Origin of the sequence: Candidatus Pelagisphaera phototrophica (assembly GCF_014529625.1) — a bacterium.
Lineage (GTDB): Bacteria > Verrucomicrobiota > Verrucomicrobiia > Opitutales > Opitutaceae > Pelagisphaera > Pelagisphaera phototrophica.
Genome location: NZ_CP076039.1, coordinates 2580707 through 2603297, shown reverse-complemented (window position 1 = coordinate 2603297; position 22591 = coordinate 2580707). Strand labels below are relative to the sequence as shown.

Annotated in this window: 18 protein-coding genes and 2 pseudogenes; 8 read left to right on the top strand and 12 right to left on the bottom strand. The window is 49.0% G+C overall.

Annotated features, from left to right (window positions below):
* Entirely contained in the window at nt 1–942 is a 942-nt protein-coding gene (locus tag GA004_RS11185; RefSeq protein ID WP_283393949.1) for an amidohydrolase family protein, read from the top strand.
* A gap of 281 nt (nt 943–1223) precedes the next feature.
* On the top strand, nt 1224–2123 hold the full coding sequence (locus tag GA004_RS11180) for an alpha/beta hydrolase (protein ID WP_283393948.1): 900 nt from the start codon (nt 1224–1226) through the stop codon (nt 2121–2123).
* Between the two features lie 308 nt (nt 2124–2431).
* Here the strand turns inward: GA004_RS11180 and GA004_RS11175 are convergent, their stop codons facing one another.
* Nucleotides 2432–5548, bottom strand: coding sequence for a PVC-type heme-binding CxxCH protein (locus GA004_RS11175; protein ID WP_283393947.1), 3117 nt, complete (start codon nt 5546–5548; stop codon nt 2432–2434).
* A gap of 46 nt (nt 5549–5594) precedes the next feature.
* Nucleotides 5595–6584 (bottom strand): ThuA domain-containing protein, encoded by a 990-nt coding sequence (locus GA004_RS11170; RefSeq protein ID WP_425492868.1) that lies wholly within the window; start codon nt 6582–6584, stop codon nt 5595–5597.
* A 323-nt stretch (nt 6585–6907) separates the two neighbouring features.
* Here GA004_RS11170 and GA004_RS11165 point away from each other — a divergent pair, with 323 nt between their 5' ends.
* A complete protein-coding gene (locus GA004_RS11165) occupies nt 6908–7543 on the top strand; it encodes a 3-keto-disaccharide hydrolase (protein WP_283393946.1) in 636 nt (211 codons plus the stop codon).
* Nucleotides 7544–7833: 290 nt separating this feature from the next.
* Nucleotides 7834–7899: pseudogene (locus GA004_RS18220) on the top strand (VPDSG-CTERM sorting domain-containing protein); the annotation flags it as partial.
* A gap of 437 nt (nt 7900–8336) precedes the next feature.
* Here GA004_RS18220 and GA004_RS11160 read toward each other — a convergent pair.
* From GA004_RS11160 to GA004_RS11130, 7 genes are all read right to left on the bottom strand, one after another.
* Nucleotides 8337–9251 carry a carboxylesterase family protein gene (locus GA004_RS11160; protein ID WP_283393945.1) on the bottom strand — a complete coding sequence of 305 codons (915 nt, stop codon included), beginning with the start codon at nt 9249–9251 and terminating at the stop codon, nt 8337–8339.
* Between the two features lie 997 nt (nt 9252–10248).
* Nucleotides 10249–11124 (bottom strand): ceramidase domain-containing protein, encoded by an 876-nt coding sequence (locus GA004_RS11155; RefSeq protein ID WP_283393944.1) that lies wholly within the window; start codon nt 11122–11124, stop codon nt 10249–10251.
* Nucleotides 11125–11566: 442 nt separating this feature from the next.
* Nucleotides 11567–12388, bottom strand: coding sequence for a sugar phosphate isomerase/epimerase family protein (locus tag GA004_RS11150; protein WP_283393943.1), 822 nt, complete (start codon nt 12386–12388; stop codon nt 11567–11569).
* Between the two features lie 14 nt (nt 12389–12402).
* Nucleotides 12403–13419 carry a DUF3500 domain-containing protein gene (locus tag GA004_RS11145; protein ID WP_283393942.1) on the bottom strand — a complete coding sequence of 339 codons (1017 nt, stop codon included), beginning with the start codon at nt 13417–13419 and terminating at the stop codon, nt 12403–12405.
* A 107-nt stretch (nt 13420–13526) separates the two neighbouring features.
* Complete coding sequence (locus tag GA004_RS11140; protein WP_283393941.1) at nt 13527–14987, bottom strand: sulfatase family protein; 1461 nt, start codon at nt 14985–14987, stop codon at nt 13527–13529.
* 152 nt (nt 14988–15139) lie between these two features.
* Nucleotides 15140–15352, bottom strand: a complete 213-nt coding sequence (locus GA004_RS11135; RefSeq protein ID WP_283393940.1) for a hypothetical protein — start codon at nt 15350–15352, stop codon at nt 15140–15142.
* A 303-nt stretch (nt 15353–15655) separates the two neighbouring features.
* The gene (locus GA004_RS11130) at nt 15656–16618 is read right to left on the bottom strand and encodes an AEC family transporter (protein ID WP_283393939.1); all 963 of its coding nucleotides are present in this window, start codon (nt 16616–16618) and stop codon (nt 15656–15658) included.
* 188 nt (nt 16619–16806) lie between these two features.
* Here GA004_RS11130 and GA004_RS11125 point away from each other — a divergent pair, with 188 nt between their 5' ends.
* Nucleotides 16807–17697: an NAD(P)/FAD-dependent oxidoreductase gene (locus GA004_RS11125; RefSeq protein ID WP_283393938.1), complete on the top strand. Its 891-nt coding sequence runs from the start codon at nt 16807–16809 to the stop codon at nt 17695–17697.
* A 21-nt stretch (nt 17698–17718) separates the two neighbouring features.
* Nucleotides 17719–18417 (top strand): annotated as a pseudogene (locus tag GA004_RS11120) (NAD(P)/FAD-dependent oxidoreductase); the annotation flags it as partial.
* Between the two features lie 7 nt (nt 18418–18424).
* On the opposite strand, the gene yaaA reads toward GA004_RS11120, so the two are convergent.
* Both yaaA and GA004_RS11110 read right to left on the bottom strand, forming a co-directional pair.
* Nucleotides 18425–19204 carry a peroxide stress protein YaaA gene (gene yaaA, locus GA004_RS11115; RefSeq protein ID WP_283393936.1) on the bottom strand — a complete coding sequence of 260 codons (780 nt, stop codon included), beginning with the start codon at nt 19202–19204 and terminating at the stop codon, nt 18425–18427.
* Nucleotides 19205–19273: 69 nt separating this feature from the next.
* Nucleotides 19274–21031: a SpoIIE family protein phosphatase gene (locus GA004_RS11110; protein WP_283393935.1), complete on the bottom strand. Its 1758-nt coding sequence runs from the start codon at nt 21029–21031 to the stop codon at nt 19274–19276.
* Between the two features lie 195 nt (nt 21032–21226).
* On the opposite strand from GA004_RS11110, the gene GA004_RS11105 reads away from it, so the two are divergent.
* Both GA004_RS11105 and GA004_RS11100 read left to right on the top strand, forming a co-directional pair.
* A complete protein-coding gene (locus GA004_RS11105) occupies nt 21227–21970 on the top strand; it encodes a pseudouridine synthase (protein ID WP_283393934.1) in 744 nt (247 codons plus the stop codon).
* Between the two features lie 21 nt (nt 21971–21991).
* Nucleotides 21992–22213 (top strand): hypothetical protein, encoded by a 222-nt coding sequence (locus GA004_RS11100; RefSeq protein ID WP_283393933.1) that lies wholly within the window; start codon nt 21992–21994, stop codon nt 22211–22213.
* Between the two features lie 157 nt (nt 22214–22370).
* Here the strand turns inward: GA004_RS11100 and GA004_RS11095 are convergent, their stop codons facing one another.
* A complete protein-coding gene (locus GA004_RS11095; RefSeq protein ID WP_283393932.1) occupies nt 22371–22565 on the bottom strand; it encodes a hypothetical protein in 195 nt (64 codons plus the stop codon).
* Between the last annotated feature and the right edge of the window lie 26 nt (nt 22566–22591).

The window sequence follows — 22591 nt, the reverse complement described above, 5'->3', positions numbered from 1 at the left end:
ATGTTTCGAAAGATCTTTTTATTAACGCCTATACTTCCCGTGCTATTAATCTGCATAGGCTGCAATTCTTTCAAAAAAAGCAGTATACAAGTAGTTGATACGCACGTTCACGTTTTCGACATTCACCGCGAGGATGGTATTCCCTGGCCATCGAAAGATGACTCGACTCTCTTCCAAGAGTCAATGCCTGAAAACTTTATCCCTGTAGCCAAGATTAATGGCGTCAGCAAGGTGATCGTGGTGCAGGCGGGTGATCGACTAACCGACAATCAATGGAACCTTGATATTACCAAGAAACACGAGGAACTCTTTGTTGGCATAGTTGGAAATATGCCTAATATTGGCACGCCAGAATTTAGGCCAATGCTGATTCGGCTTGCTCAAGACCCGCGCTATCTAGGATTCCGGATTTCAGGAAGGCCAAACAATCGGAAACTTTTCTCTGGCTCCATTTGGGAAGATCTTCAACTCACGAATGACCTCGGTCTCACCCTGGATCTCCTCATGAACAATCACACTGCTAATATTGGATTCTACGAGGTAGAGACGATTGCGAAAAAGTATCCAGATTTGAAGATTGTGATGAACCACGTTGGTGGGTACCCTATTGATAGTGAGAATATCGAACCGAATTGGTCGAAACGCTTCGAAGAAATCGCGAGAAACGAGAATGTTTTCTGTAAGGTTTCGGCTCTGTTAGAAAGAAGTGTTATAAGACCTTACAGCTTTGAGCCGACTGATTACCGCAGCGTCTTAGACTTCTTACTCGAGATTTTTGGTGAAGATCGTTTGATTTACGGAAGTGATTGGCCGGTTACAAAACGCTCGGGAGAGTATGCTAAACACAAGGCATTAGTGACGCATTATTTTACAAGGAAAGGTCAAGAAACGCTGAAGAAGGTAATGTACGAGAATGCTCTTAAGGTCTACGGCTTGAATTAATGAATAAACGATCACTTATATGTGATGTAATTCAAGCGTAGGCTTATTCGGGTTTGCTTTACAACTATGCTAGGCGACGGTTGATGTAAGGGGTTCCTTTATAAGCCTGCTTCACCGTTCGCCCTTGCCAGATGGTGCGAGGTTGAAGTAGCGTCAATCTATATTTCGCGAGCGGTTGTCTCTATTACTGTTTGGTCTGCTTTCGGGTTGCTTATAGCTGTAGGAAAACGCGGCTGAATCTAAGCTCCAATTATCAAATTAACCGCAAATCAAACAATAATATGCTTAAAAAACTTCTTTTGTGCTCCGTTTTTGTAATAACAACTTATATCGATGCTCAGCCTAAATTGGAAAACGCTGCCAACGTAGAGCGAAACGTCATCTACGGCATGTATTCCGGCCTGGCTCTAGTGATGGATGTCTACCATCCGAAGAATCCCAATGGATTTGCCATTGTTCAAATATCGGGAAGTGGCTGGACAAGACCTCTTGGATATGACGCCCGCATCCTAAACCATCAAGAACATGTTAAAGCCGATGGCGAACCTATGCTAGCAGCAGGGTATACATTGTTCGCACTCAATCACAGAGCAACACCGAGGTTTACCTACCCGGATCAAGTCGAAGATGCACAGCGAGCTGTACGATTCATTCGATTCCACTCTAAACGTTACAAAATTAACCCTGACAAAATCGGGGCCATAGGTGGTTCATCAGGTGGCCATCTGGTAAGTATGCTCGGAGTGTTAGATGGAGATGAATTTACGAAGGATGATGGCCCGATCAACCAACTGAGCGGAAAAGTACAATGCGTTGTCGCTCGAGCGGCCCCTGCCTCTTTCATCGATGGGCAGGACGCCAACTATTTCCTAGGTTTCCGTGAAAAAGAGCGCCTTATCGAAGGCTCGATCGAATACCTCATCGCCACTGAAGCTTCCCCCATATACCACGTAACCCCAGACGACGCACCAATATTGCTAGCCCACGGCGACGCGGACGAGACTGTGCTGTTTTCCCAGTCCGAGCAAATGCACGAAATGTTAAGTGAAGCCGGCGTAATTAGCAAACTATTACGGATTAAGGAAGGCGGTCATGGGTATAATTTTGCCGGGGCAACAAACCTGCCTGATCTGGCCGTAACTTATGTCCAATGGATGGACAAACACCTTCAAGACCTGTAGCCGGCCCCTCCCCAAACTGATGGGTTAAAAGGGGATGGTTTCCGTATCCGTCATCTCAAAATTGGGAAAAAACTAACGTTTATCTACGTTTTGGCGGCTTCTTCCTGGTGCCATATGGTTCTGTAAATAATTAGAAAAGAGAAAATCAAGACCAATAAAATGTAGTTTAAAATCGTATACGTTTACTCATAAATAACAGTTAGCCGGTTCGAATCCGATGGGCGTCTCCAACTTAAACGACTGACCTTTACATTTTAGTCGAGGAGAAAAACCATTTTGAAGAAACGAGAAGCCAACATTAGAGCCAGCTAATCTGGACTCAACGTCGATGCGTCTAATGGGCCGTTTATATCTAAGTACTTTTCACGAACAAACTTGATATCGGCTGAGCTTACGGGGCTGGCATTGTTTCCGAATGACGAGCGAACATAGCTCAATACAGCAGCCAATTCACGGTCGCTAACGAGGCTTTCATAACCAGTCATGGGCACTTGTCCCGGATAAATTATGCCATTCACTTCAATTGGTCCAGCAAGGCCTTTAAGGGTAATTTTTATAAGCGTTTCTTTATTCCCTGTGACCCACTTAGTATTTGCTAGGGGCGGAAATCCAGCCTCAGGTAAACCTTTCCCATCTGGCTGATGACAGGTTCCACAGAATCCTTCGCGCGAATAAACTTCCATACCAAGCTTCGTAAACGCGTCTTGTGCTCCTGCTTCTTCATGTTGGTAATTTTTGTCCGTCGCACTCGGGTGCACGGGTCGTCCAGACAGTCCTGCTTGTGCGTACTCGTAGCTGTAGCGGGCAACGTCGCTATCCAGCCCCATACCCTTAACTTCTTCAATAATAGGTAAGCCTATATCAGACGGCAGCCAAGAAGCAGCCACAAGGGCTTCTAATCGAACGCGAGCATGGGAATCCCTAGCCGCAGAGTCTACGATTCCAATAGCGGCAGGAAGCTGGTCAAGGTTGTATCGGGCCACAGATATAACCGCGCAGCGGATGCGGTGATCCTTCGAGGCGAAGAGCTCTTCCATCAACCCTTTGTCCACGGCGTTATGACCCCAAGAGACCCACAATGCCTCTAGCTTCAGCCGCTCATCGCTTTGCCGAGCAGCCCACGACTTTAATGCTGGCAAGACCTCATCTGACTCTCGGCCACGCAATTCGCGCCGAACTCGGTAACGCGTTCGCAACTGTGGAGACCTTAAAGATTCGAGTAGCTCAGCAATCGATGCACCATGAATCTTGGCTGGCTCGATTAACGGTCGCGTCGGGTAGGTGACCCGGTAAATTCTTCCATGAACGTGATCCCGCAAAGGATCTCGGGCGTTGTGCTGCATGTGACCAATCAACGCGTTATGCCAATCGGCGACATATAGGGAACCATCTGGAGCAAACTCCAAATCGACGGGTCGAAAATTTAAGTCGTCAGAAGAAAATAGGTTCTGGCGCCATTTTGCGGAGAAACCTGATCCTTCTTCCTCCAACTCATGTTGTTTTGCTCCCAAAAATCCGATCGTGTTATTGAAAAGTAGATCGCCTTGAACCTCATCAGGAAAATGCCCGCTTGATACAATTTCTAAGCCCGATGTGGGGCGAACAAAACTGTCCGTAAGAATTTGAGGAGCCAACATATTATATCCGTAAATTGGTCTCACAGACGCAGGGGTTAGCCAACTAACAGTTGGATTCGATGTGTGGAGGAAAAAGCCCTGTCCATAATCTTCGAACGCAACTCCCCATGGGTTTGGCATATTTAGCTGGGCGATACGGTCTAACTTCCGACGACTTGGATCATATCTAAAATAGCCACCCCAAGAACCTCTTACAGGCCCATAGATTGTCTCGATATTGCTATGTAGAAAATAGCCCTCTCCCATAATAATAGCACCAGATGGATCCACAGAAAATGCACTGATCGCATGGTGCGTGTCATGATCGTCAAATCCGCTTAAGATGTATTCCCTTTCATCGTACTTGTCATCCCCATCAACGTCTTTCAGCAATACGAGGCTATCGCTTTGGGATACGTAGACACCTTCCGGTGCGATTTCAAAGCCAATAGGGATGTGCAAGTCGTCTGCGAAAACGCGTAGACTATCCGCTTTGCCGTCACTATCAGCATCCTCGAAAATCAATAGCTTGTCAGCCGGTTTTTCGTCTCCAATTTGGTAGTGCGGGTAGCTCGGCATCGTAGCAACCCAGAGCCGGCCCTGATTGTCGAAGGCTATCTGGCTGGGATTGGCTAAATCAGGAAACTCTTTTTCGGAGGCAAACAATTCCATCCGGTAGCCTTCCGCAGTTTCAATTTTCGATACTGAATCGCTCCCAGGCAGGTAATCGACAGTCCCGTTTTTGGCACTTAAAGTATAGTTTGTCGGCACATCAGGTAACGGATGCGTTTTGTTGTCCTCTGCCTCAATGTCAAAAAATTGCCCATTCAAAGCGGCCCATATAGCTCGCTCACGAACGGCCGTCATCTCCTCGGTCTTCCTCAACTCGTCTGGATAATTTTGCGGACCGAAGGGAGCGAAACGCTGCCCATAAACATGAACCCCATTGGGAATTTTGAAATTATTGAGCCATGCCCAGTTTTTCTCATTAACCGCCATGTTAATCGTTTCACGAATACCTTCCCGTATCGATCGGCTCCCGAAAATCGATTCGGACAGAAACTCTGCCAGTTTTAGGTATCCCATGCCGTTGAGCAAGACGCCATCATTTGTCAAAATATCGTTTCCAGTATACCATTGCTTTGAGGCGTTGAAAGCATCCACGAAGAGTACGCCATGATTAGATGCGATTACAGCCATTGCATCGGTATAAAGTTCCAGATTCCGATTGATTGATTCTCCGTCTGGACCGTCGAAATTGCGTGGCTTCTCCTCGAAAGCCGTTGGTGAGACGACCACAAGCTTAGGTGGACCGTATCCATTGTAGCGCTGGGTAAGGGTATGTTTCACAAAACCCTCGAATTCTTTCTCGTAACGTTCTAGCCCGTCCTCGCCTTCGAACGAAGAGTTGTAGCCGAAGAACGCTATGATCGTATCCGCCCTGAGTCGGGTTAGCCATTGGTCCGGTGACTCGAAATGTCCCTCACTCTTCGTATCGATGTGGTATGACTCATGAACGAGCTCTTTCGCTCCTGGAAATGCGAAGTGATACTCGTAATGACGGCCTGGATGGGGCCGGAAACCAGGCGTATTTCCTTCATCGGCCATGTTACGAATATGTAGATTTTTGTCCGGAAAATTCAGATACAGTTCAGTCTCAAAATGGCCAAACTTCGTCATTCGAGAAGCCATGCCTGATCCGACGATAACCAACCTTTCTCCCTGGCTTATTTCGATCCGCTGAGCCAAACCTTCACGGGATAAGAGGATAACTACGATGATGAATTCTAAATAGATGGATATTTTCACTCTAAGCTAATGTCCGTTATTTTTAAAATATAAGGCAGTTCGATAGCTACTCAAAAAGGTCATCCGGCTTCAGACCCTTTTTGTATTTATCTCCGAAACCAGAATTGTTTGGTTTATACACTCCGTCAATTTCCGTACCCACCCCATTAGGTGGTATTAGTTCCTCGCAAGAAAGGGCCCATAGAATCCCTTGTAAGGCAAAACGCCGCATCATCGGTATTTTGAAGTCATAGGGATGCCCCAACGTTGTCATGAATACTCGAGCATAGCTAAACCCATGGCTATGCGTTTTTGTCCAAGCGACTGGATTAGAAATAGGATATCTATTCAATTGTCCCCGATCTTCTTTGTTCGACTGCAGGGACTTTCCATTGAGTAAAAATTGAGGATCCCCTGCAATTGTATCACCACCGCCCTCAACGTGATATAGCCATGAATACGCTTCAAACCTTTCCAAACCCCTAAGAATTGGGTGGTCCTCTGCCGCAGAATCAATCGTCACGCTGGTCAGAGTTTTGTAGCCGTCCGAAAAGTGACCATGGTGCGTGATCCACTTCTGCCCTAAAAGTTCACGTGTCAAATTGCCGCCAGCAAAGCTGTGGATGAAAGTGGGGTCGTCCTGATAACCCCAATCGGAATACTGGGACTCCTTAGCAAAACGAAATGCGTGGGTTGAAGTACGAAAGCCGACCACCGGTTTGCCCGATTTGAGATAGTCGAGAATGTGCCGAAACGAGGCCTGGTCCGGACGGCGGAAACGCAAAAACAGCACCATCAAGTCCGCGTCCTTTAACTCTTCCGTCCTAGTCAATGAGGTCGCAGCGTTAGGATCAATAGATCCATTTTCGTCCAGTGAAAACCCGACCGAAACATGAAAGCCAAAATCGCGACGAAGAATTTTTGCCAGCATAGGCATTGACTCCTCTGACCGATACTCCTCGTCTCCTGTCAAAAAAACAATCCTCGGCGGGTCAGAAGCCAACATTGAAACGGCTAAAGTACTAGCAACAAAAAACAAAATAGATACTCTCAACATGCTCGACAGAAAATCTTAAAAAAATGTTCGTTGCAATCCACTAGCGAGTAGATTCGGAGTTTTCGTCTAGTTTATACCAAATCCCCTCCGCGGATCGACGCGACCGTGGATAATCCAGCAACGGGATTAGTGCCTAAAAAAATCTGCAATTCATGTGCCCCAGGATCACGGGCATTTTCTTTTGAAATTCGCGAACATCCTTTCGCTTATAGATTTACGAATATATCATGATCCGAACAAGCGTTCATGATATATTCTATGGACTCAGTCAGCGCTTTGGTTTCGTCGTGACATCCTTGGCCTAGTCGCACTTCATTCCCGCCATGAGAATCTTAATAGCCCCAATTTTTATTTTCTTTGCTTTGAATCTTTGCCCAGCAGAGAAAGAAAAGGTCTCCAAGAATCCGAACCCGCTAATTAAGCTCTATAAGCTTTCAAATTTTAAGACTAATGGGAATTGGATGGAAGAGAGTAAGGGTGTTCTCCATCTCGAACCACGTGAGGGAGAAACCGGCTGGAAGCGCTACGATGCCTACCTTTGGTTTCCGAAACAGTATCAGGATTTTGTTTGCCGGTTAGAATTCAAAGTCGGAGACGGCGGAAATTCGGGATTCTACTTTCGTATTTCAGACCAGTCAGACGCTACTCTATATGGATTCGAGATTCAATTGAAGGATGATTTTGGAAAAAAGGAACTCGGCCACCATGACGTCGGGGGCGTCATTAAAACCTCAGGACCGAAAATGAATGCAGTCAAACCAGCTGGACAATGGAACAAGATGATCGTTCGACTTAAGGGTTCCCGTCTCGCAGTAAGACTCAATGGTCAGATCGTACAGCAATTGAATCTAGATAAGGCTCGCCCCTTGGATAAGCCGCTAGCCAAAAAAGGCTGGATTGCCATCCAAGATCACGGCCAGGAGTTCTGGGTCCGAAAAGTTCGAATTCGAGAACTCTGATAATAACATTCTGTAAATTGGTGAAAGAGGCTTTGCACTGTTGAACGCTTTTGTTGGCCACCAAGTAAATCAATGTATTCGTGGCCCCTTTTTGATCAACCAACGGGTGAATGTATGCGAGGTTTTCAATACTGGTTTTCCAAAGAGCCCAGAAAGGTGATATCGGAAGCGGGTATCGAGGTGATTCAGCTTCCCCATCATTGGTGTTATCGGTTCGCAGCTCAAACAGCCGTTCCCGATACTGGCGCCAATAGTTTGATAGTTGAGTACAGGTCCTTCCCCGACACGGGTCCACAGCAGCTCTTCTCGGAGTTGGTGTGGTTGTGCTAGCCGCTGCTAGACGCAGGCTGGGTTAAGGTTTTCTCAAAAAGCCCCATACCTCTCGCCCTTGCCAGATTGTGGAGGCCAACCCCAAGCTGATGGGTGGGTAGGGGATGGTTGTTTGATCGTTATCTCAAAAATTGGGCAGGAACTAGGGTTTATCTACGTTTTTGGCGGTTCGTTAATGGTTCCTTAGGTTTTTTAAACACCTGGAAAAGAGCGAATTAGGACCAAATAAAACGTGCTGTAAAATCAACTACATTCACTCGTAATGAATAGGTCGTCGGTTCGATTCCGATGGGCGGCTCCACTTTCTCTCCCGCTGATGTTGGAGCTAGTTGGGATTAGATAAGACAGTTTTTACTGGAGGTTCTGGCATTTTACCTGTTTCCTTCAAAAGGGAAAGTCGAAGGTTGCCGTTCTCGGTCTTACGACTAAGGCTGCACAAATAAAACAGCTTGGAAGCCGTGCCCTACTTTAACTTCTGTCTAAATAACCAGTCCCAAACGTCGGGTGTTGGGTCACAATGATCACTGCTGGAGCGAGTGATGAAGCCCTTTTCCTGGTCGTCTCCTTTATAATAAAAGCTGTAGATGCTTGAACCGTGTTTAACGTCTTTGAGAACCGTGAACTTCATGTTTCCAGCCATTTCTTTCATCGCATCGAAAATTTCGCTGGAGAAACTAAAAGGTACTGTAGGATCGGCATCTCCATGGAAGGTCCAGATGGGGACATTTTTGAAACGGGCCTTGTCTTTCCATGGAGGAATCCCTCCGGCAGAAGGAATGGCCGCTGCAAAACGCTCAGGGGCAGCCCATACAGCATTCCAAGATCCTGCTCCTCCCATCGAGTGTCCCATGACGTAGATACGCTTGGTATCCACGCTGTAATCCTGGGAGATTTTATCCATCAGAAGAAAGGCCATGGATAGGCTTCCTGTGGATACAGTGGTCGTTGGGTAACGGCCTGAATCAAAACGTTGTTTCCAAGCCGGACTGAATCTCGCTATTTCTTCAGCGGTCAATTTTGGAATTTGTTCATTGAAAACGGACCAGGAATCCCAGGACTGGGGAGCAACCACGATGCAGGGGTATTTCTTGCGCCAGACCTTGTCGACAAATACTTCGGTCCAGTTCCGCATCTGCGTTTCATTGTCGTCTCCGATACCACCACGTCCGTGCAAGTTGAGTATCAGCGGATAGCTCTTTTTTGAGTCGTAATTATCAGGCAGAAGAAAGCGATAGGGCATACCCTCGAAGTTGAGAGCCTGGTAAGCGTTCAATATTTCAGGAGGGATGCCGGCTCCTTTGTTTCGTTTTTGATTTTGTGCTGATAGTATAGATGAACTCAGGATTATGAGGCTGATTAATACGGATATTTTTTTCATAGGGTAAACGAGCTTCTGGTAGGTCAACTGCGTCCTCGCAGTACCGTTTTTAAACTACGAGAATCTACATTGTTGAGGATCGCGGCGTAAAGCTAATCTTACAGTTATTGTTGATAGGAAATTCAATTGAATTTCCTATCAACAATCAAAACTATCAGTAACCTGAGCTCTACTCACCCATCTGCGAAGAACTCCTCGATTTTAGCCCGCTCCTTTGCTTTGACTAGAGTCGTGGCCTGCTTGTCAGACGGTATCTTACGTGGGATTGAGTAAGCAGTATTGAGAATACCGAGTTCTTTTGGACTTAATTTGCGATTGGTATGGTTCCATTCGTGCAGTTGCTCCAAAAGGAAGCATCTTTCTCTACTACATGAGTTTGCCCATGTATTGAGTCCTGTATCGCTTGTTTGCGGAAGCCTTCCTTAACCTTTTCTCTATTCTGCTCGTGGTTCATGAGGATACCTTTGAGATCGGGGTTCAGAGCAATGGATTGTTCTTTAATCTTATCCCAGCAGAGTTATTTCTTAGGCCATTCACTAACATTAGACGTAATGCCTTGGGAGGGTTATTCAGCCTTTCATTCACTTCTTCAGCAATTTCGCCAAGCTGTTTTGGGATAGGGTTGGTCAGTCGCTGTTTTTCCCAATTAGAGAAAATGTCGATATGGACGCCTGTTGCGTGCACCATATAGGCAAATTTCGCCAAAGTGTATGCGACAATGTCTACTTATAACGTGAATACCAAGGCATACGGAATATGATTCGGACGAGTTCTTTGAAAATGATGGCTTTGGCTTTGGAGTGCTTAAACCAGACTTCGCTGAATTCGCGACCTTCTTGCTTATCCCAAACTTTGAAAATGCGACGAACCAGACCCTTCTAGTCGAGTTACCCAAACTGAGCCATGGATTTCGGTGCTGTTGCTTGGAGCAAACACATCTTTCATAGTGATAAATAAAGCATTGAGGGAATAGCCTTTGGATACGCTTTCAGAACGGTCACCTTGCTGCATTCGTACGGTCGAGCACGATGTGCTCGGAGCGGTAGTACAGAAAGATACATGCGAGGGACGCCGCACACATGAGATGCCATATAGCGTGCGCCTGGAATACGGTGTCGGGGCCGGAGAATTTGCCATCAACGCCCAACTGCCGAATGTAGACAGCGAACACAATCACTGCCAAGGACAGGGGCGCCCAGATTTTATGAAAGTGCGATTTGCGTCGGAAGAGATCGGCGACGCAAAAAAAGACCATCGTGAAATGCAACGTTGTTAATATCGTTTTTGACGACATCTCCCACTTGAAGATGTAGAAATACACGCTTGCGGCGAGTATGCAAGCTACCCAGAACACTTGGGTGCACCACTTTGGGCCAGGCAACTTTGGCAGGTTCCGCTCCAGATTCATCACTATCAGCGCAGTTAGTGAGGCATACATCGATGCCACATCCAACTGTTGTCCCCAACGCGTCAGACTGGCGTGAAAGAAGCCGCTGCCTATGCCAAGATAGATACAGCCAATGCCGAACAGGGCCCCATATATTGGATTCTGCACAATATACCCCGCTCTAGCGTCGTGCTTTCGTTTTGAGTCTAGCCAGGCTAGGGCAAGGGCGTAGGCACCGACAGCGACAAATCCGTAGTTTGACCAGGTATTTGCACGCGTGCGGAAGACGCTACTTTCGTAGATGCGCTCGGCGTAGGAGGGGTTGAGCAGCGCTTTGCCCGCCACCATGCTCTCCCACACATTGACTTCGCGGTAGTGGATGAACAGCATCGCTAGGACGAGGATGCCTAGAGCGAGGCACGATAGTACGACCGCGTGAACGCGCGGGGTGAAGTCTTCGAAGCGATAGCGTTGGGAAAGAGTCACGGGGGAATTCTGAGCTGGTTTGGGAGAGGTTGAAGGTTGTTTTGGCTCTATCAAGTTAGAAACTCCGTGGATTATTGGGACCGCAAGGCTTTAATGGTAACGTTGGTCGAGTTAAACGGCTGGCACTCGTCGATTTCGCGAAAATGACCTGCTGTTTCAGCCTATTTGCTGAAGAATTTCTAGGATCGCTCGCTACACTACTGTCCTGCTGGTATCCTGGATCCGGTGAGCTAGTCTGAATAGAATACGGGTTCTATTTGGGCAGCAGTCTTGGGACGAGATGATTATCAACTTTTTTGAGGTGGTTGATGACCCGGAGTCGGGGTTGGCCTTAGCGGGCTAGGGGCGCTGCGAGAGGGTGCTGCGTTTTATTTTGGGTGCTGGGAGATCCACGCTTGTTACCGTGGAGTACCTCGACGCTTTTTATTGCTAAAGGTCGGGCTCAGCGAATCTCGATGAGATCCTCAACGATGCGTTTGCTGCGGCGAATCGCATCGAGAGGGTTGGGGAGGGTTGGATGTATTTCTAGGCTGATCGTCCCTTCGTATCCAATATCTCCTAAAGCGGAAAAAAAAGATTTCAGGCTTTGCTTTGTTTGCACGCCATCGGTTAGGGCCAGGTGGAGATCGTCTTTTCCGTTATTGTCGTCTAAGTGAACGTAGGCTAGGCGTTCGCCCGCGAGGTGAAGGGCCGCGGTGGGATCTTCGTTGGACATCTGGGCGTGACCAATGTCGAAGAGCAAATAGAGATTGGGGTGATCAACCGATTTGATGAAATCGAGCGTAGACTGAACCGTGGGAAAAGCGGTTCCCGGAAAATGTTCAATGCCGATCTTGATATCGTTTTGTTGTCCTAGCTCGGCTAATTCGGTGTATCGGTGAGCGTAGCTCGAAAGGTTTTCGGTAGGAGGACTGGGTACCACGTAAGCACAATGAGCCCCCAGACGGGAGGCGTGTATGATGGCATCGTTCGCGTGCGCGAAAAGCGGTTTCCAGACGGAAGGATCGTCACTATGGAAGCTGGTTTTTGACGGGGCGTCATGGCAAATGCTTAGGCAGGTGACCGATAGACCGCGTTGTTCCCGAGTCAACAGGGCTTCCGGTGTTCGCTGCATGGTGGGGCACACATCGAACGAATGGAAACCGAGTTCAGCGAGTTGATTGAGGCATTGAGTTTCGGAGACGCGGCGTTTTTGAAATCGTCTCCAGTACCGCAAAGGACCCCTACCTTCTTCCAGTGCCCAGATGCAGCAAGACAACTTCATCGTATTCAGATGTTCTAGACGTGATCTTTGATGTGCACCCAGGTATGGACATGGGGATCGCCGCGGAAGTACCAGATCATATTGGGACCTTCAATTTGAAAGACATCCCATACGCCGTCATCGCCGACATCATCTCCCTTGTAGAATGCGAGGTGCAGATTGTCGAAACCGCTTTTCTCAATTAGCTTCAGTGACTCCTGACGGTCTCCCTCACGAAAGGGCAGAAGGAGGTCGTTAAGCTGGTTGCGAACTTCGTCTTTCTGGTCCGATGTTAGCTCGGTCATTCGGACGCCGTCGAGACCTTCATTCTCTCCGGTTAAGGCGATGGTTTTCTTTCCTTGCTCGTCGCGCGATCTCACCATTAAGGCCTGTTTTCTTTGTTTTCCATCCATCATTTGGAAAACTTCATTTGCTCTCTTAGCCTGGAACCAGTAGACGTTGTCCGGATGTTGGGGCCTTTCATTAAATGACTGTGCCGCGTGGCCATAGAAGATAGGCCCGCCAAACGCGGTGCCTTCTACGGAATCGCCATCGCAGCGTCTGGTGGTATGGCGACCGGTTAGCACGAATTGAAACTTGCCGGTATCCGGTTTTCCGAATAGGGCGATTGAGCATTCTCCAAATCCGCCACGTCCGCTGTCTTCAAGGACTTGCTTCATCACTTGGTCCGCGTATTCTTCGCTGTGCATCTTCATGAAGATCTCGCGGATCATGGCCTGTTGTTCTCGGGTGTAGGAGCGAACTCGATGGTCGTTCACGATAAACCAATTGTTGTCGATCTCGTGCTTGAGACGATGATCGAAGTCGAAGCACACATTGCTCCGCTGTGTTTCAGAGAGACTATTGTATAAGGTTTTAACGAGGGTTTCTGCTTGGGACTGCTTAGGTTTGGAGGCGGCTAACGATTGAGAAACGATTCCTCCAGGCAATATCGCGGCACCCGCGGTTACCAAGGTGGAGGTTTTTAGGAATTGCCTTCTATCTGTTGGATGGAGGCGACTGCAATGGGAAAGGTGATTTTGGGTAGCCATGTGGATCTTTCTTTTGGGGGCCGCGTTTTCGGAATTTCCGGTTAATACTGAGGCAAATGCTAGGCAATGCTGAAAGGTTCCAAAAAAGTATCACAGCTTGGATCGCTTTACTTTTTGGCGGCTCGGGCCAAGCGACCCAGCTCTGGACCGTTGTCAGCGGGCATAGACGCATTCCATTTGAGTAGTTGCGCTTCCAAGCGTTTGACGATGTTGCCGTTGTTCGATGCGATGTTGGTGGTTTCAGCAGGATCCTTTGAGAGATCATAGAGTACTGGATTCGCACCATCGTAGTCGCAAAAAAGTTTCCATTTTCCATCGCGAACCGCTAGGTCCGGAAGACCCTTGTAGTGCCGGAAGTTCTCGCGATCAGGCGGGCGTCGGAAGTAGAGCGGCTGGGATCGGGAGGCCTTACTTTTCCCTAAAAGGGTCTCTTCGAGGTTCTCTCCATCGAAAGTTACACTGGTATCGACATCTGCTACAGAGAGCAGCGAGGGGACGAGGTCTATCGCAGAAAAAATCGAGCTAGAGTTCCGCGTGCCCTGCACTTCCTTATCCATCCGTCCCGGTGCCCAGACAATGAGCGAAGAACGGATACCCCCTTCAAATAAGGTCGCTTTGTGCCCCCGCAAGTGACCGGCGGATCCGAAGCCCACCTCAGGTCCATTGTCCGAGCAAACGGCAATGAGGGTGTTGTGTCGAAGGTTTTTATCATTATGTACAAGATCAAACAGTACGCCTAGTTGCGTGTCCATCGTTTCCAAAACCTGGAGGTAGAGATGGCGTTTGCTGCCATCACCCCATTTATGGAGAGGGGGATGCATGGGTGTGTGAACGTCGTCGGGCCAGAGATTGAGGTAGAAGGGTTGGTTTCTGGAAGCCGCAACTTTGGCAAAGGCGACCGCAGCTTCGGTAAATGTTTCGGTCACAAAAGCTCGATCGTGCCAAATAACTGGACCGTGCCCGAGGGTGTGGGATCCCAGATTGTGCGGTACGGGTGGCTGAGTCCCTGGGGAGTACTTTAAGGGAAGGACGCGGGCTCCCAGCCCTTCGAAGTTCGTGATGGATTCGTCGAATCCGTAATCCGTGATCAAGGGAGCCTCATGCACATCGCGTTGTCCACCCATGTGCCATTTCCCAAAATGTCCCGTGGCGTAACCATCGTCATGGAGAAAACGGGCGAGCATGGGAGCGTTGAGGTCTAGCCAATCACGAACACCACGCACAGCATTCGACTTACGGTTGTTAAGGTACGACGTAATTCCCCATCGCTGAGGGTACTGACCGGTCGAAATCGCTACGCGTGACGGCGAGCATATGGGTGAGTTTACGTAAAACTGTTCGAACGCGATGCCCTCTTGGGCGAGCCGGTCAATATTTGGTGTTTCGGCATCTGTATTGCCAAAGCAAGAAAAGTCTCCCCAGCCCATGTCGTCGATGAAAACGAGAATTATGTTTAGCTTTTGATCCGATTGGTGTTGGTCCGCCCAGGATTCGTCAGTAGTCAGCATCGAGGCCGTTAAAAAGCTGAAAATGAATTTGGCGGGAGGAAACAGATATTTCGAGGTCATTGCTTTTCTTGGGGGCCGAGATTGATAAACAGTTAGGCTGCGTGAATATGTGGGCTCAGCCAAGCTTCAAGTAAATCGATTTGATTGCTGAGCGGTCTTGAGTATCGTTGAGTCCCAAATCAATCGATTGAATCTGGACCTGGTTTAATTGTTTAAGCGAACAGAGGTCGAATTTCTAACCACCAGGAAACGGCACAGACGATGACCAGAGGAGACATGAAGGCGATGCGTTTGCCTCGCTTCATGGCTTCGGCATCCTTCCCAATCCAATCGATCTTGATCCACAAAAAGAAAGCTTCACGACAAACTTGTCTCGGACCCACTAGTTGTTGCCTAACTCGCTGGGAATTTTGAAGTAGCCGCATGGAAACCCGGATTCGCACCACTTTGAGGGGAGACGCTGTTTGAAGATCCGCATGATCCGGTCGGATTCGTAAAGACCGTGCAGAATAATTGGTAATGTGAATAAGGTCGATACTGCGAAAAGAAACTCCACTAATCCTCTCCTGTGAAATAGGTGTGAGGTAATGGGATGGCCGACTGTGGAAGTTAATTACTTACTTAGTTATTTTAAGGGAAATGGCGTAGGGACATGCTAATTTCCCAACACTTTGCTGGAATCGGTCGTTTTAGATCGAAACGGGGTAATTGAAATCTGGAAGTATGGTCTACGGGTATAGAGTACTCGAGATCGCGACCCACAAAGGTATAGAAAAAGTGCATACAATGTAGCAGATTACAATGATGGTACCGATGCGTTCGGAATCTTCGCTGTAGCTTTTGCTCTGAAGTATGAGGGAAGTTGCACAAGGCGAGGCTCCTTGAAGGATAAAAAGGAGGATTAGTACTGGGCTGGATCGAAGCCATGGGACAAGGGCCATCGCTCCCAGTACGATAAGAGGCATGATGAACAATTTCTGGAAAGCAACCAGGCCTGCGACCTTTAGGTAGCGACGAAAATTGATATGAATCGTGCCCAGGGTGGCTCCCAAGGCGAAGGTTCCTAGCGGGACTGCTCCTTCTCCGAGAAAAGTCGCCGTATCGACCACAAAGGTGGGCACGTAGGGCCGAGCACCGGTGGCCACTAATGTGAGGGCAATGATGTTCGCGTAGATGGGAGGACTGAGTAGTTGTTTCCAGTGGAATGGCTCACCGCTCCCTCTTTTCAGAAAATAGTGTTTTCCGATCAGCCATAAAAGGGGGTTGTGAGCTAGTATGAAAAGGAAGACATAGCGGGCAAATTCATCGAACTGCTCCGGTAGAATAATCTTTCCGAGCGGCAGAATGAAGTAGGCCGCGTTTTGGAGAAAGGCGGCGGGCATGAGTTCGCGCCTCGCCTCGCCAGTTCTAGAAAAAAGAGGGAAGGAGATCGCCCATCCGATTGAAATTAGGACGGCGGAAGAAAGAGGAAGAATCCACCAGCCCTTAAATTCCGCAGGATAGAATCCACCGACAATATGGGAGAATATGAGACAGGGCAAAAAGACGGTAATAACAGTGTCCGAAATCAGTTTAACTCCGGAGGCGGGTAAGATTTGGCGACGAACCAGCCAGCCCGCGAATAGGACTACGAGCCCGATTTGGGCCACAGCTTGGAATACGACAAGAAACTGGTTGAGGAGATCGTTCACGAGAGAAGAAGAGACAAAGGCGGTATTCTCGACTCGCACAGGGAAAGCGTTTCATTCAATAGCTTGCAAAGCCAAAATCCCGTTTGGTGCGATCGATTGATCAACCCATCTTTACGAAGACTCCTCTATTCCTTGATCTTTGGGCTGGACGGCAGGGATAGCGTGGATCATCTGTTTGCGTCCCAGTCATGACAGAGCCTACTTGCCATACAGTAACCATAACGCTTCTGCTGGAACAGTCGGATGACGAATCTGTTTGGCGCCAGGCGGCGGCAGAAAAGATTGGTGTTGAACCGTCACTGATTACCGAGATTAGATTGAAGAAACACTCGATCGATGCCCGGAGGGCTCAGATAAAAGTGCAGTTACGCCTGGATGTAGCGGTCAATGGGAAGCTTCCCCCAGAACCTGAATGCAACCCGAGTTACCCGAGAATTCCAAGTGGTGCCAAGCGGCTGGTGATTGTTGGGATGGGCCCGGCTGGAATGTTCGCCGCCTTGAGGGCGATTGAGCTTGGCTGGAAGCCAATTATTCTGGAACGCGGAAAAGATGCGATTGCCCGCCGCTTTGACCTGGCCCCGATATTGAGGGAGGGCCGCGTTATCGAGGATTCGAATTACTGTTTTGGGGAGGGGGGTGCGGGTACCTATTCCGACGGTAAACTCTATACTCGAGCGACGAAACGAGGACCGGTTCGAAAAGTCTACGAAACGTTTGTCGAACATGGAGCGCCGTCCCGTATCCTGATAGATTCACATCCCCACATCGGGTCCAATTTGCTGCCCAACGTCGTTCGAGCAATGCGTGAAACAATTCTGGCGAGTGGTGCAGAAGTCCATTTTGAGATGCGTGTGACGGGATTTATCCGGAGTTCAAATGGGGAAAAAATACGCGGCGTATCCACAAAGGAGGGTCAGGAATTTCTTGGGGATGCAGTTTTGTTGGCAACCGGCCACAGCGCCCGCGATATTTACCATCTCCTTGAGCGGGAGAGGGTACGGATGGAACAGAAGCCGTTTGCGGTAGGCGTTCGCATTGAGCATCCGCAGCCACTTATCGATAGCATCCAGTACTCATAGAAGAGAACGGCTAGTCGGCATCCGATGCTACCCGCAGCCAGCTACAGCTTAGCTACCAAGATTCGCGATCGTGGTGTGCATTCGTTTTGCATGTGCCCAGGCGGATTTGTAGTGCCGTCAGCCACAGAGAGCGACGAGGTTGTGGTCAATGGAATGTCACTCGCCCGTCGGGACTCACCCTTTGCGAATAGCGGGTTTGTGGTCAGCATTGAGCCCGAGGACACTGAGGATTTACGAAGGGAGCATGGCGTGCTTGCAGGGGTTGCTTTCCAAAAAGAAATGGAGCGGGTGGCCTCACGAGCCGGAGGGGGCAAGCAAAAGGCGCCGTCCCAGAGAATGCGTGACTTTTTGAAAAAGCGGGACTCCGCTGACTTGCCCGATTCGAGCTACTTTCCGGGTCTCACTCCAGCACCCATTCATGCCTTGCTCCCCAAGGGGGTGGGCGACCTGATACAAGAAGGCCTGCGTCAGTTTGGCAAGTCGATGAATGGGTATGTAACTCAGGATGCGAACTTGATCGGTTTCGAGACGCGTACGAGCTCGCCGGTTAGAATTCCTCGCGATCCTCAATTACTGGAACATCCAGAAGTTGAAGGTCTTTATCCTTGTGGTGAGGGAGCCGGTTTTGCAGGCGGTATAGTATCGGCAGCCCTCGACGGAATCCGGTGCGCGGAGGCGATCGCGAGCAAGGAGCAGTGGGTGTCGCCCGCCTTAGGGTGAGCTTTGGCTAGTTGTGTGACCGAATGAAAGTGGGTCGGTTTTCCTCGGAACGGGCCTTGTCGAAGCGGTAGCCAACTTCGTTGAAATCCTGCAGGGATTCCGAATCCTGAACGCGATTCTGAATGGCCCAACGAGTCATGAGACCTCGGGCGCGTTTTGCGTAGAAACTAATAACTTTATAGGACGCTCCGTCGTTTGAATCCAGAAACCGTGGGGTGACTACCGACAGTTTGAGATCCTTAGGCTTTATTGACTTAAAGTACTCGTCGGATGCTAAATTGAGAAGTACCTTGGAGTGGGTTTGGCTAGCCTCCCGATTAATGAATCGAGTCTGCGTATCACCCCAGAACGCATAGAGAGAGCGACCCTTCCGATTCGTGAGGGAAGTGCCCATTTCGAGGCGATGAGGGGCGATCAAATCGAGGGGTCGTAGGATGCCGTAAAGACCTGACAGGATGCGTAGATGCTGCTGGGCGTAGTCCTGCTCTCCAGAACTTAAGGACGCGAAACTCAAGCCTTGGTAGACGTCGCCCATGAAGGCGTAGGCCGCTTGGCGGGCGGTTTTGCTCAGTTTTAACGGAGCCTTCCACTGCTTGTATCGCTTCGTATTCAAGGTGGCGAGGGGGTCGCTTAGAGACATCAAACTCTTAATTTCAGAGGCCGGTTTTGCTTTCAGCATGGAGACCAACTCACGGGATTGTGACAGGAAATTGGGACGGGTGAAGTCGCTGCACGTGCAGGGGGAATCAAAGTCGAGCGTTTTGGCAGGTGAAATTATAGTAAGCATAACTTATTTGAATACAGCAGAAAGTTTGAGTCGTCAGAGGTTGAGAGGTGCGACCCCCGTTGCAACCTTTCAGCGCGGAAAAAGCCTGACGGCGATGACACAAACATCGTCCGAAAGCTCTTCAGCGCCTGCCAAGTCTTTTAGTTCTTGAGAAATCGCTTTGAGTTGTACGGGCAATTCGTCGCTCTCGTGGTCAAGAACGGTTTCCTCAAGATTTTCAACACCCCATTCCTCGCCATTTTTAGTCTTTTGCTCGATGATACCATCAGTGAAAAAGAGAAGTTCGGTCTTCTGAGTTAATGTGAAGTCATTGTTCGTGAAGGTGTCTTCAGGGATCAGGCCAAGAGCCGGCCCCATGTTTTCGGTCGGGCAAAGCTCAAAGTGGGTGCCGGATTGGTCTTCAACTCGCCAAATGGGAGCAGGGTGCCCCGCGTTAGCGAGAATTACATTGCCGGAGTTCAAATCGATCACGGTATAAAGAGCCGTTACGAAACGGGGGAATTCCGGGTCCTCTGCAAGTACAACGAGCTTATCGTTCAAGTGCTTGAGAACTTTTCCCGGATCGGTCAGGAGAACAGGAGCCTCTAGCATCAGTCCGCGAATCAGCATCGTTACCAGAGCTGCTTTGATACCGTGACCCATGACATCGCAAATCAGTATGCCTAATTTGTTGTCTGGAATAGGAATGAGGTAAAAGAAATCTCCGGCCAAGTGGTGGCTTGGCGAATATAAGTAGGATGCTTCCAGTTCCCAAGCCTTGCCGATTCTATTATAGGTGGATTGGTCGTTAAAACCCATCGACATGAGCTGCTCTTGCAACTGGCGAGCGACAAATAGCTCCGCCTCGAATTGCTTGTTCTTTACCGCCAGCGCCTTGCCTGCCGCTCGAGCGCTTTCCTCGGCGTTTTTCTGCTCGGTAATGTCGTGAGTCATACCCACGATTCCTTCCGGCTTACCATCACGACCCATAAGGGGAACCTTCGAATTAAGAACCCAACGTTCCTTGCCCAGAAGACTCTTATTGAACTCGAGCTCATCCAGTACGGCGATACCCGTCTTGATGATTTCAGCATCCATTGCCTCAATACGATGGGCCTGCTCGTTGTCGCGGATCTCGGTAAGTTTCCTCCCGATAACCTCTTCTTTGGTCTCGAGGTCGAAGGCCCTGCGGTACTCCTCATTGATCATAACGAAGCGGTCTCCGCTGTCGCGAACAAAGATGCGGCAGGGCAAAATCTCGACGATGGTTTCCAGGAGGTGGCGTTGTTGGTCAAGCTCCAGTTCCGCCTTTTTGCGTTGGCTGATATCGCTGGAGATCCCGAAGGTCCCACAAACATCACCGTTAAGATCGTGGAGCGGCAGTTTGGTAGTTAGCACCCACTTCTCGCTTCCATCGCTTTGCAGGTCGCGTTCTTCCCTAAAGCACCAGCCCTCGTCTGAGCTAATGATTTCCTGTTCCGTATCGAACTTTGCTCTAGCATACTCCGCTTGGAAGAAATCGAAGTCGCTCCGCCCGATGGCGTCGTCGGGGTGTTCCAGTCCGAAGAAATGGGCGAGGGAATGGTTGATGCAAATAAATCGGCTTTTGCTGTCCTTGAAGAAAACATGGTCCGGTAATGACTCCATCAGTTGCCAAAAAAGAAGACTCGATTCCATACCCTCCTTCATTTTTAAGGCTTGCCCGGAATCGCATGCGGCGTTGAGGGCCTTGCGAAGATCGCTCACAGTGAGGTTTTCGAGCGATGCGTTTTCGTCGTTAAGGTCGATTTTAAAGGTTTCGAGACCGATTTCCCGTAACAACTCAGGGAATTCTTGAGAAGATGCCATTGGTGAAAAAGTACTGATCGAAAGGCATTAGCCAAGCTAGCATTTGCAAAAATCAACCTAAATGATACTCAGAAAAACTTGCACACGCAAGTTGCTGTGTGCGCAAGTTTGTTACTCCTTGTCGGTAGGCAGATCGATCGAAATGAAATTAGTTGGAGTTAAGGTTGAAAGTAGGGGGCCAATTCTTTTGGGTTCGTGAGGTTGAAAGAATTGGTGGATGCAAATGCCTATCCCTGGGGGGAAGGGGTCCAGATAGCGGCCCTCGATGGGAATGGCCTGATAGCGGTTGATAAGCCGGCGGGAATTTTGTCACATCCCAACCGCAAGGGAGAGGCAAGCGGTTGCCTTCTGAACGTGCCTTACGATGAGGAGGTGCAGGCGTTCCAATTGGGAAGGGGTCCTGATGCAGATAAACCCCTCTACCTACTCAATCGGCTCGATTCGGCGACGTCTGGTTTGCTGCTAATGACGGTGAACAAGAAATTGAGGGATCTGATTCGAGACGCTTTTGAAAAAAGGAGGATTCGCAAAGTCTACGAGGCGCTGGTGTTTGGGACATCACGTAGAGAGGGCTCCAATCTATGGAAAGATCGTTTGTCCGTGTCTAAGAGCCAGGGCGGGCTTCGAGCTTCCGTGGGAAGTGGCGTTACCGCTGAAACGAAACTATTGAGTTCCCAGCCCATTCCGGGAATTCCTGTTATGAGTCTGCTTACTCTCAGTCCTCAAACGGGACGAACTCACCAATTGCGGATCCAGGCCTCAAAACGAGGGCTGCCGATCGTAGGAGACCGAACCTATGGAAATTTTGCCAAAAACAAACAAGTCGCTCGCTCCAAAGGATTGAAGCGGCTTTGTCTCCACTGTACCGAGACGTCGGTAGAATACGTGTTGAGAGGAAAAAAGTTTCACTTGAGGGCGATATCGAAACGGCCCTTTTAAGAGCGTGTTCCATCCTTTAGAATGCGCGCCAATTATCGCTGGGTAACGGCCCTGGTATTCGAACCGGGAAGTGGTCATGGGGAAGTTTCGGTGGAACTATTTCTGGAAGGCAATGGATGTCTGGTTGAGTATTTTCTTCTTTGGGCTCTTTTTCAGTACGAGAAGAAAACTTTGGGGATCTTCGGAGGGAAAGTCGTCTCGATAGTCCAGCACTTCCCAATTGATACCCAAAGTCCCGTTTGACGATAGGTTGTTGGCGGGATCTATTGTATTAAATTTATCGAATACATGGAGGTGGTTGTTGTTCCCTCTCCCTCGCTGTTTACCTTAGTATAGCATTCATGGTGGTCCAGTTTTCACGATCATAGTCTGATTGGGGTAATTCTGGGTATATCGTTTACTAATCGATGCCGAGGGTGAAACCGTGGATATGGTTGGGGTTACTGTCTTCGACATCGTTCGAAAATTCTTCGAGCATGTGGTCCACGGATGTCGTCGGTCGGTTGCGATCTAATGTTTTGATCTTATCTGGCACTACGATGTAGATCATGCCCCCGGGTTTGATGACTCTGTAGAATTCAACAAAGGCTTTCACGGGGGTCGCTCAGTGTTCGACGACGT

Coding starts and splice junctions, on each gene's coding strand:
- GA004_RS11185 (WP_283393949.1), top strand. CDS start 1: ATGTTTCGAAAGATCTTTTTATTAACGCCTATACTTCCCGTGCTATTA.
- GA004_RS11180 (WP_283393948.1), top strand. CDS start 1,224: ATGCTTAAAAAACTTCTTTTGTGCTCCGTTTTTGTAATAACAACTTAT.
- GA004_RS11170 (WP_425492868.1), bottom strand. CDS start 6,584: ATGTTGAGAGTATCTATTTTGTTTTTTGTTGCTAGTACTTTAGCCGTT.
- GA004_RS11165 (WP_283393946.1), top strand. CDS start 6,908: ATGAGAATCTTAATAGCCCCAATTTTTATTTTCTTTGCTTTGAATCTT.
- GA004_RS11160 (WP_283393945.1), bottom strand. CDS start 9,251: ATGAAAAAAATATCCGTATTAATCAGCCTCATAATCCTGAGTTCATCT.
- GA004_RS11150 (WP_283393943.1), bottom strand. CDS start 12,388: ATGAAGTTGTCTTGCTGCATCTGGGCACTGGAAGAAGGTAGGGGTCCT.
- GA004_RS11145 (WP_283393942.1), bottom strand. CDS start 13,419: ATGGCTACCCAAAATCACCTTTCCCATTGCAGTCGCCTCCATCCAACA.
- GA004_RS11140 (WP_283393941.1), bottom strand. CDS start 14,987: ATGACCTCGAAATATCTGTTTCCTCCCGCCAAATTCATTTTCAGCTTT.
- GA004_RS11135 (WP_283393940.1), bottom strand. CDS start 15,352: ATGCGGCTACTTCAAAATTCCCAGCGAGTTAGGCAACAACTAGTGGGT.
- GA004_RS11125 (WP_283393938.1), top strand. CDS start 16,807: ATGACAGAGCCTACTTGCCATACAGTAACCATAACGCTTCTGCTGGAA.
- yaaA (WP_283393936.1), bottom strand. CDS start 19,204: ATGCTTACTATAATTTCACCTGCCAAAACGCTCGACTTTGATTCCCCC.
- GA004_RS11110 (WP_283393935.1), bottom strand. CDS start 21,031: ATGGCATCTTCTCAAGAATTCCCTGAGTTGTTACGGGAAATCGGTCTC.
- GA004_RS11100 (WP_283393933.1), top strand. CDS start 21,992: ATGCGCGCCAATTATCGCTGGGTAACGGCCCTGGTATTCGAACCGGGA.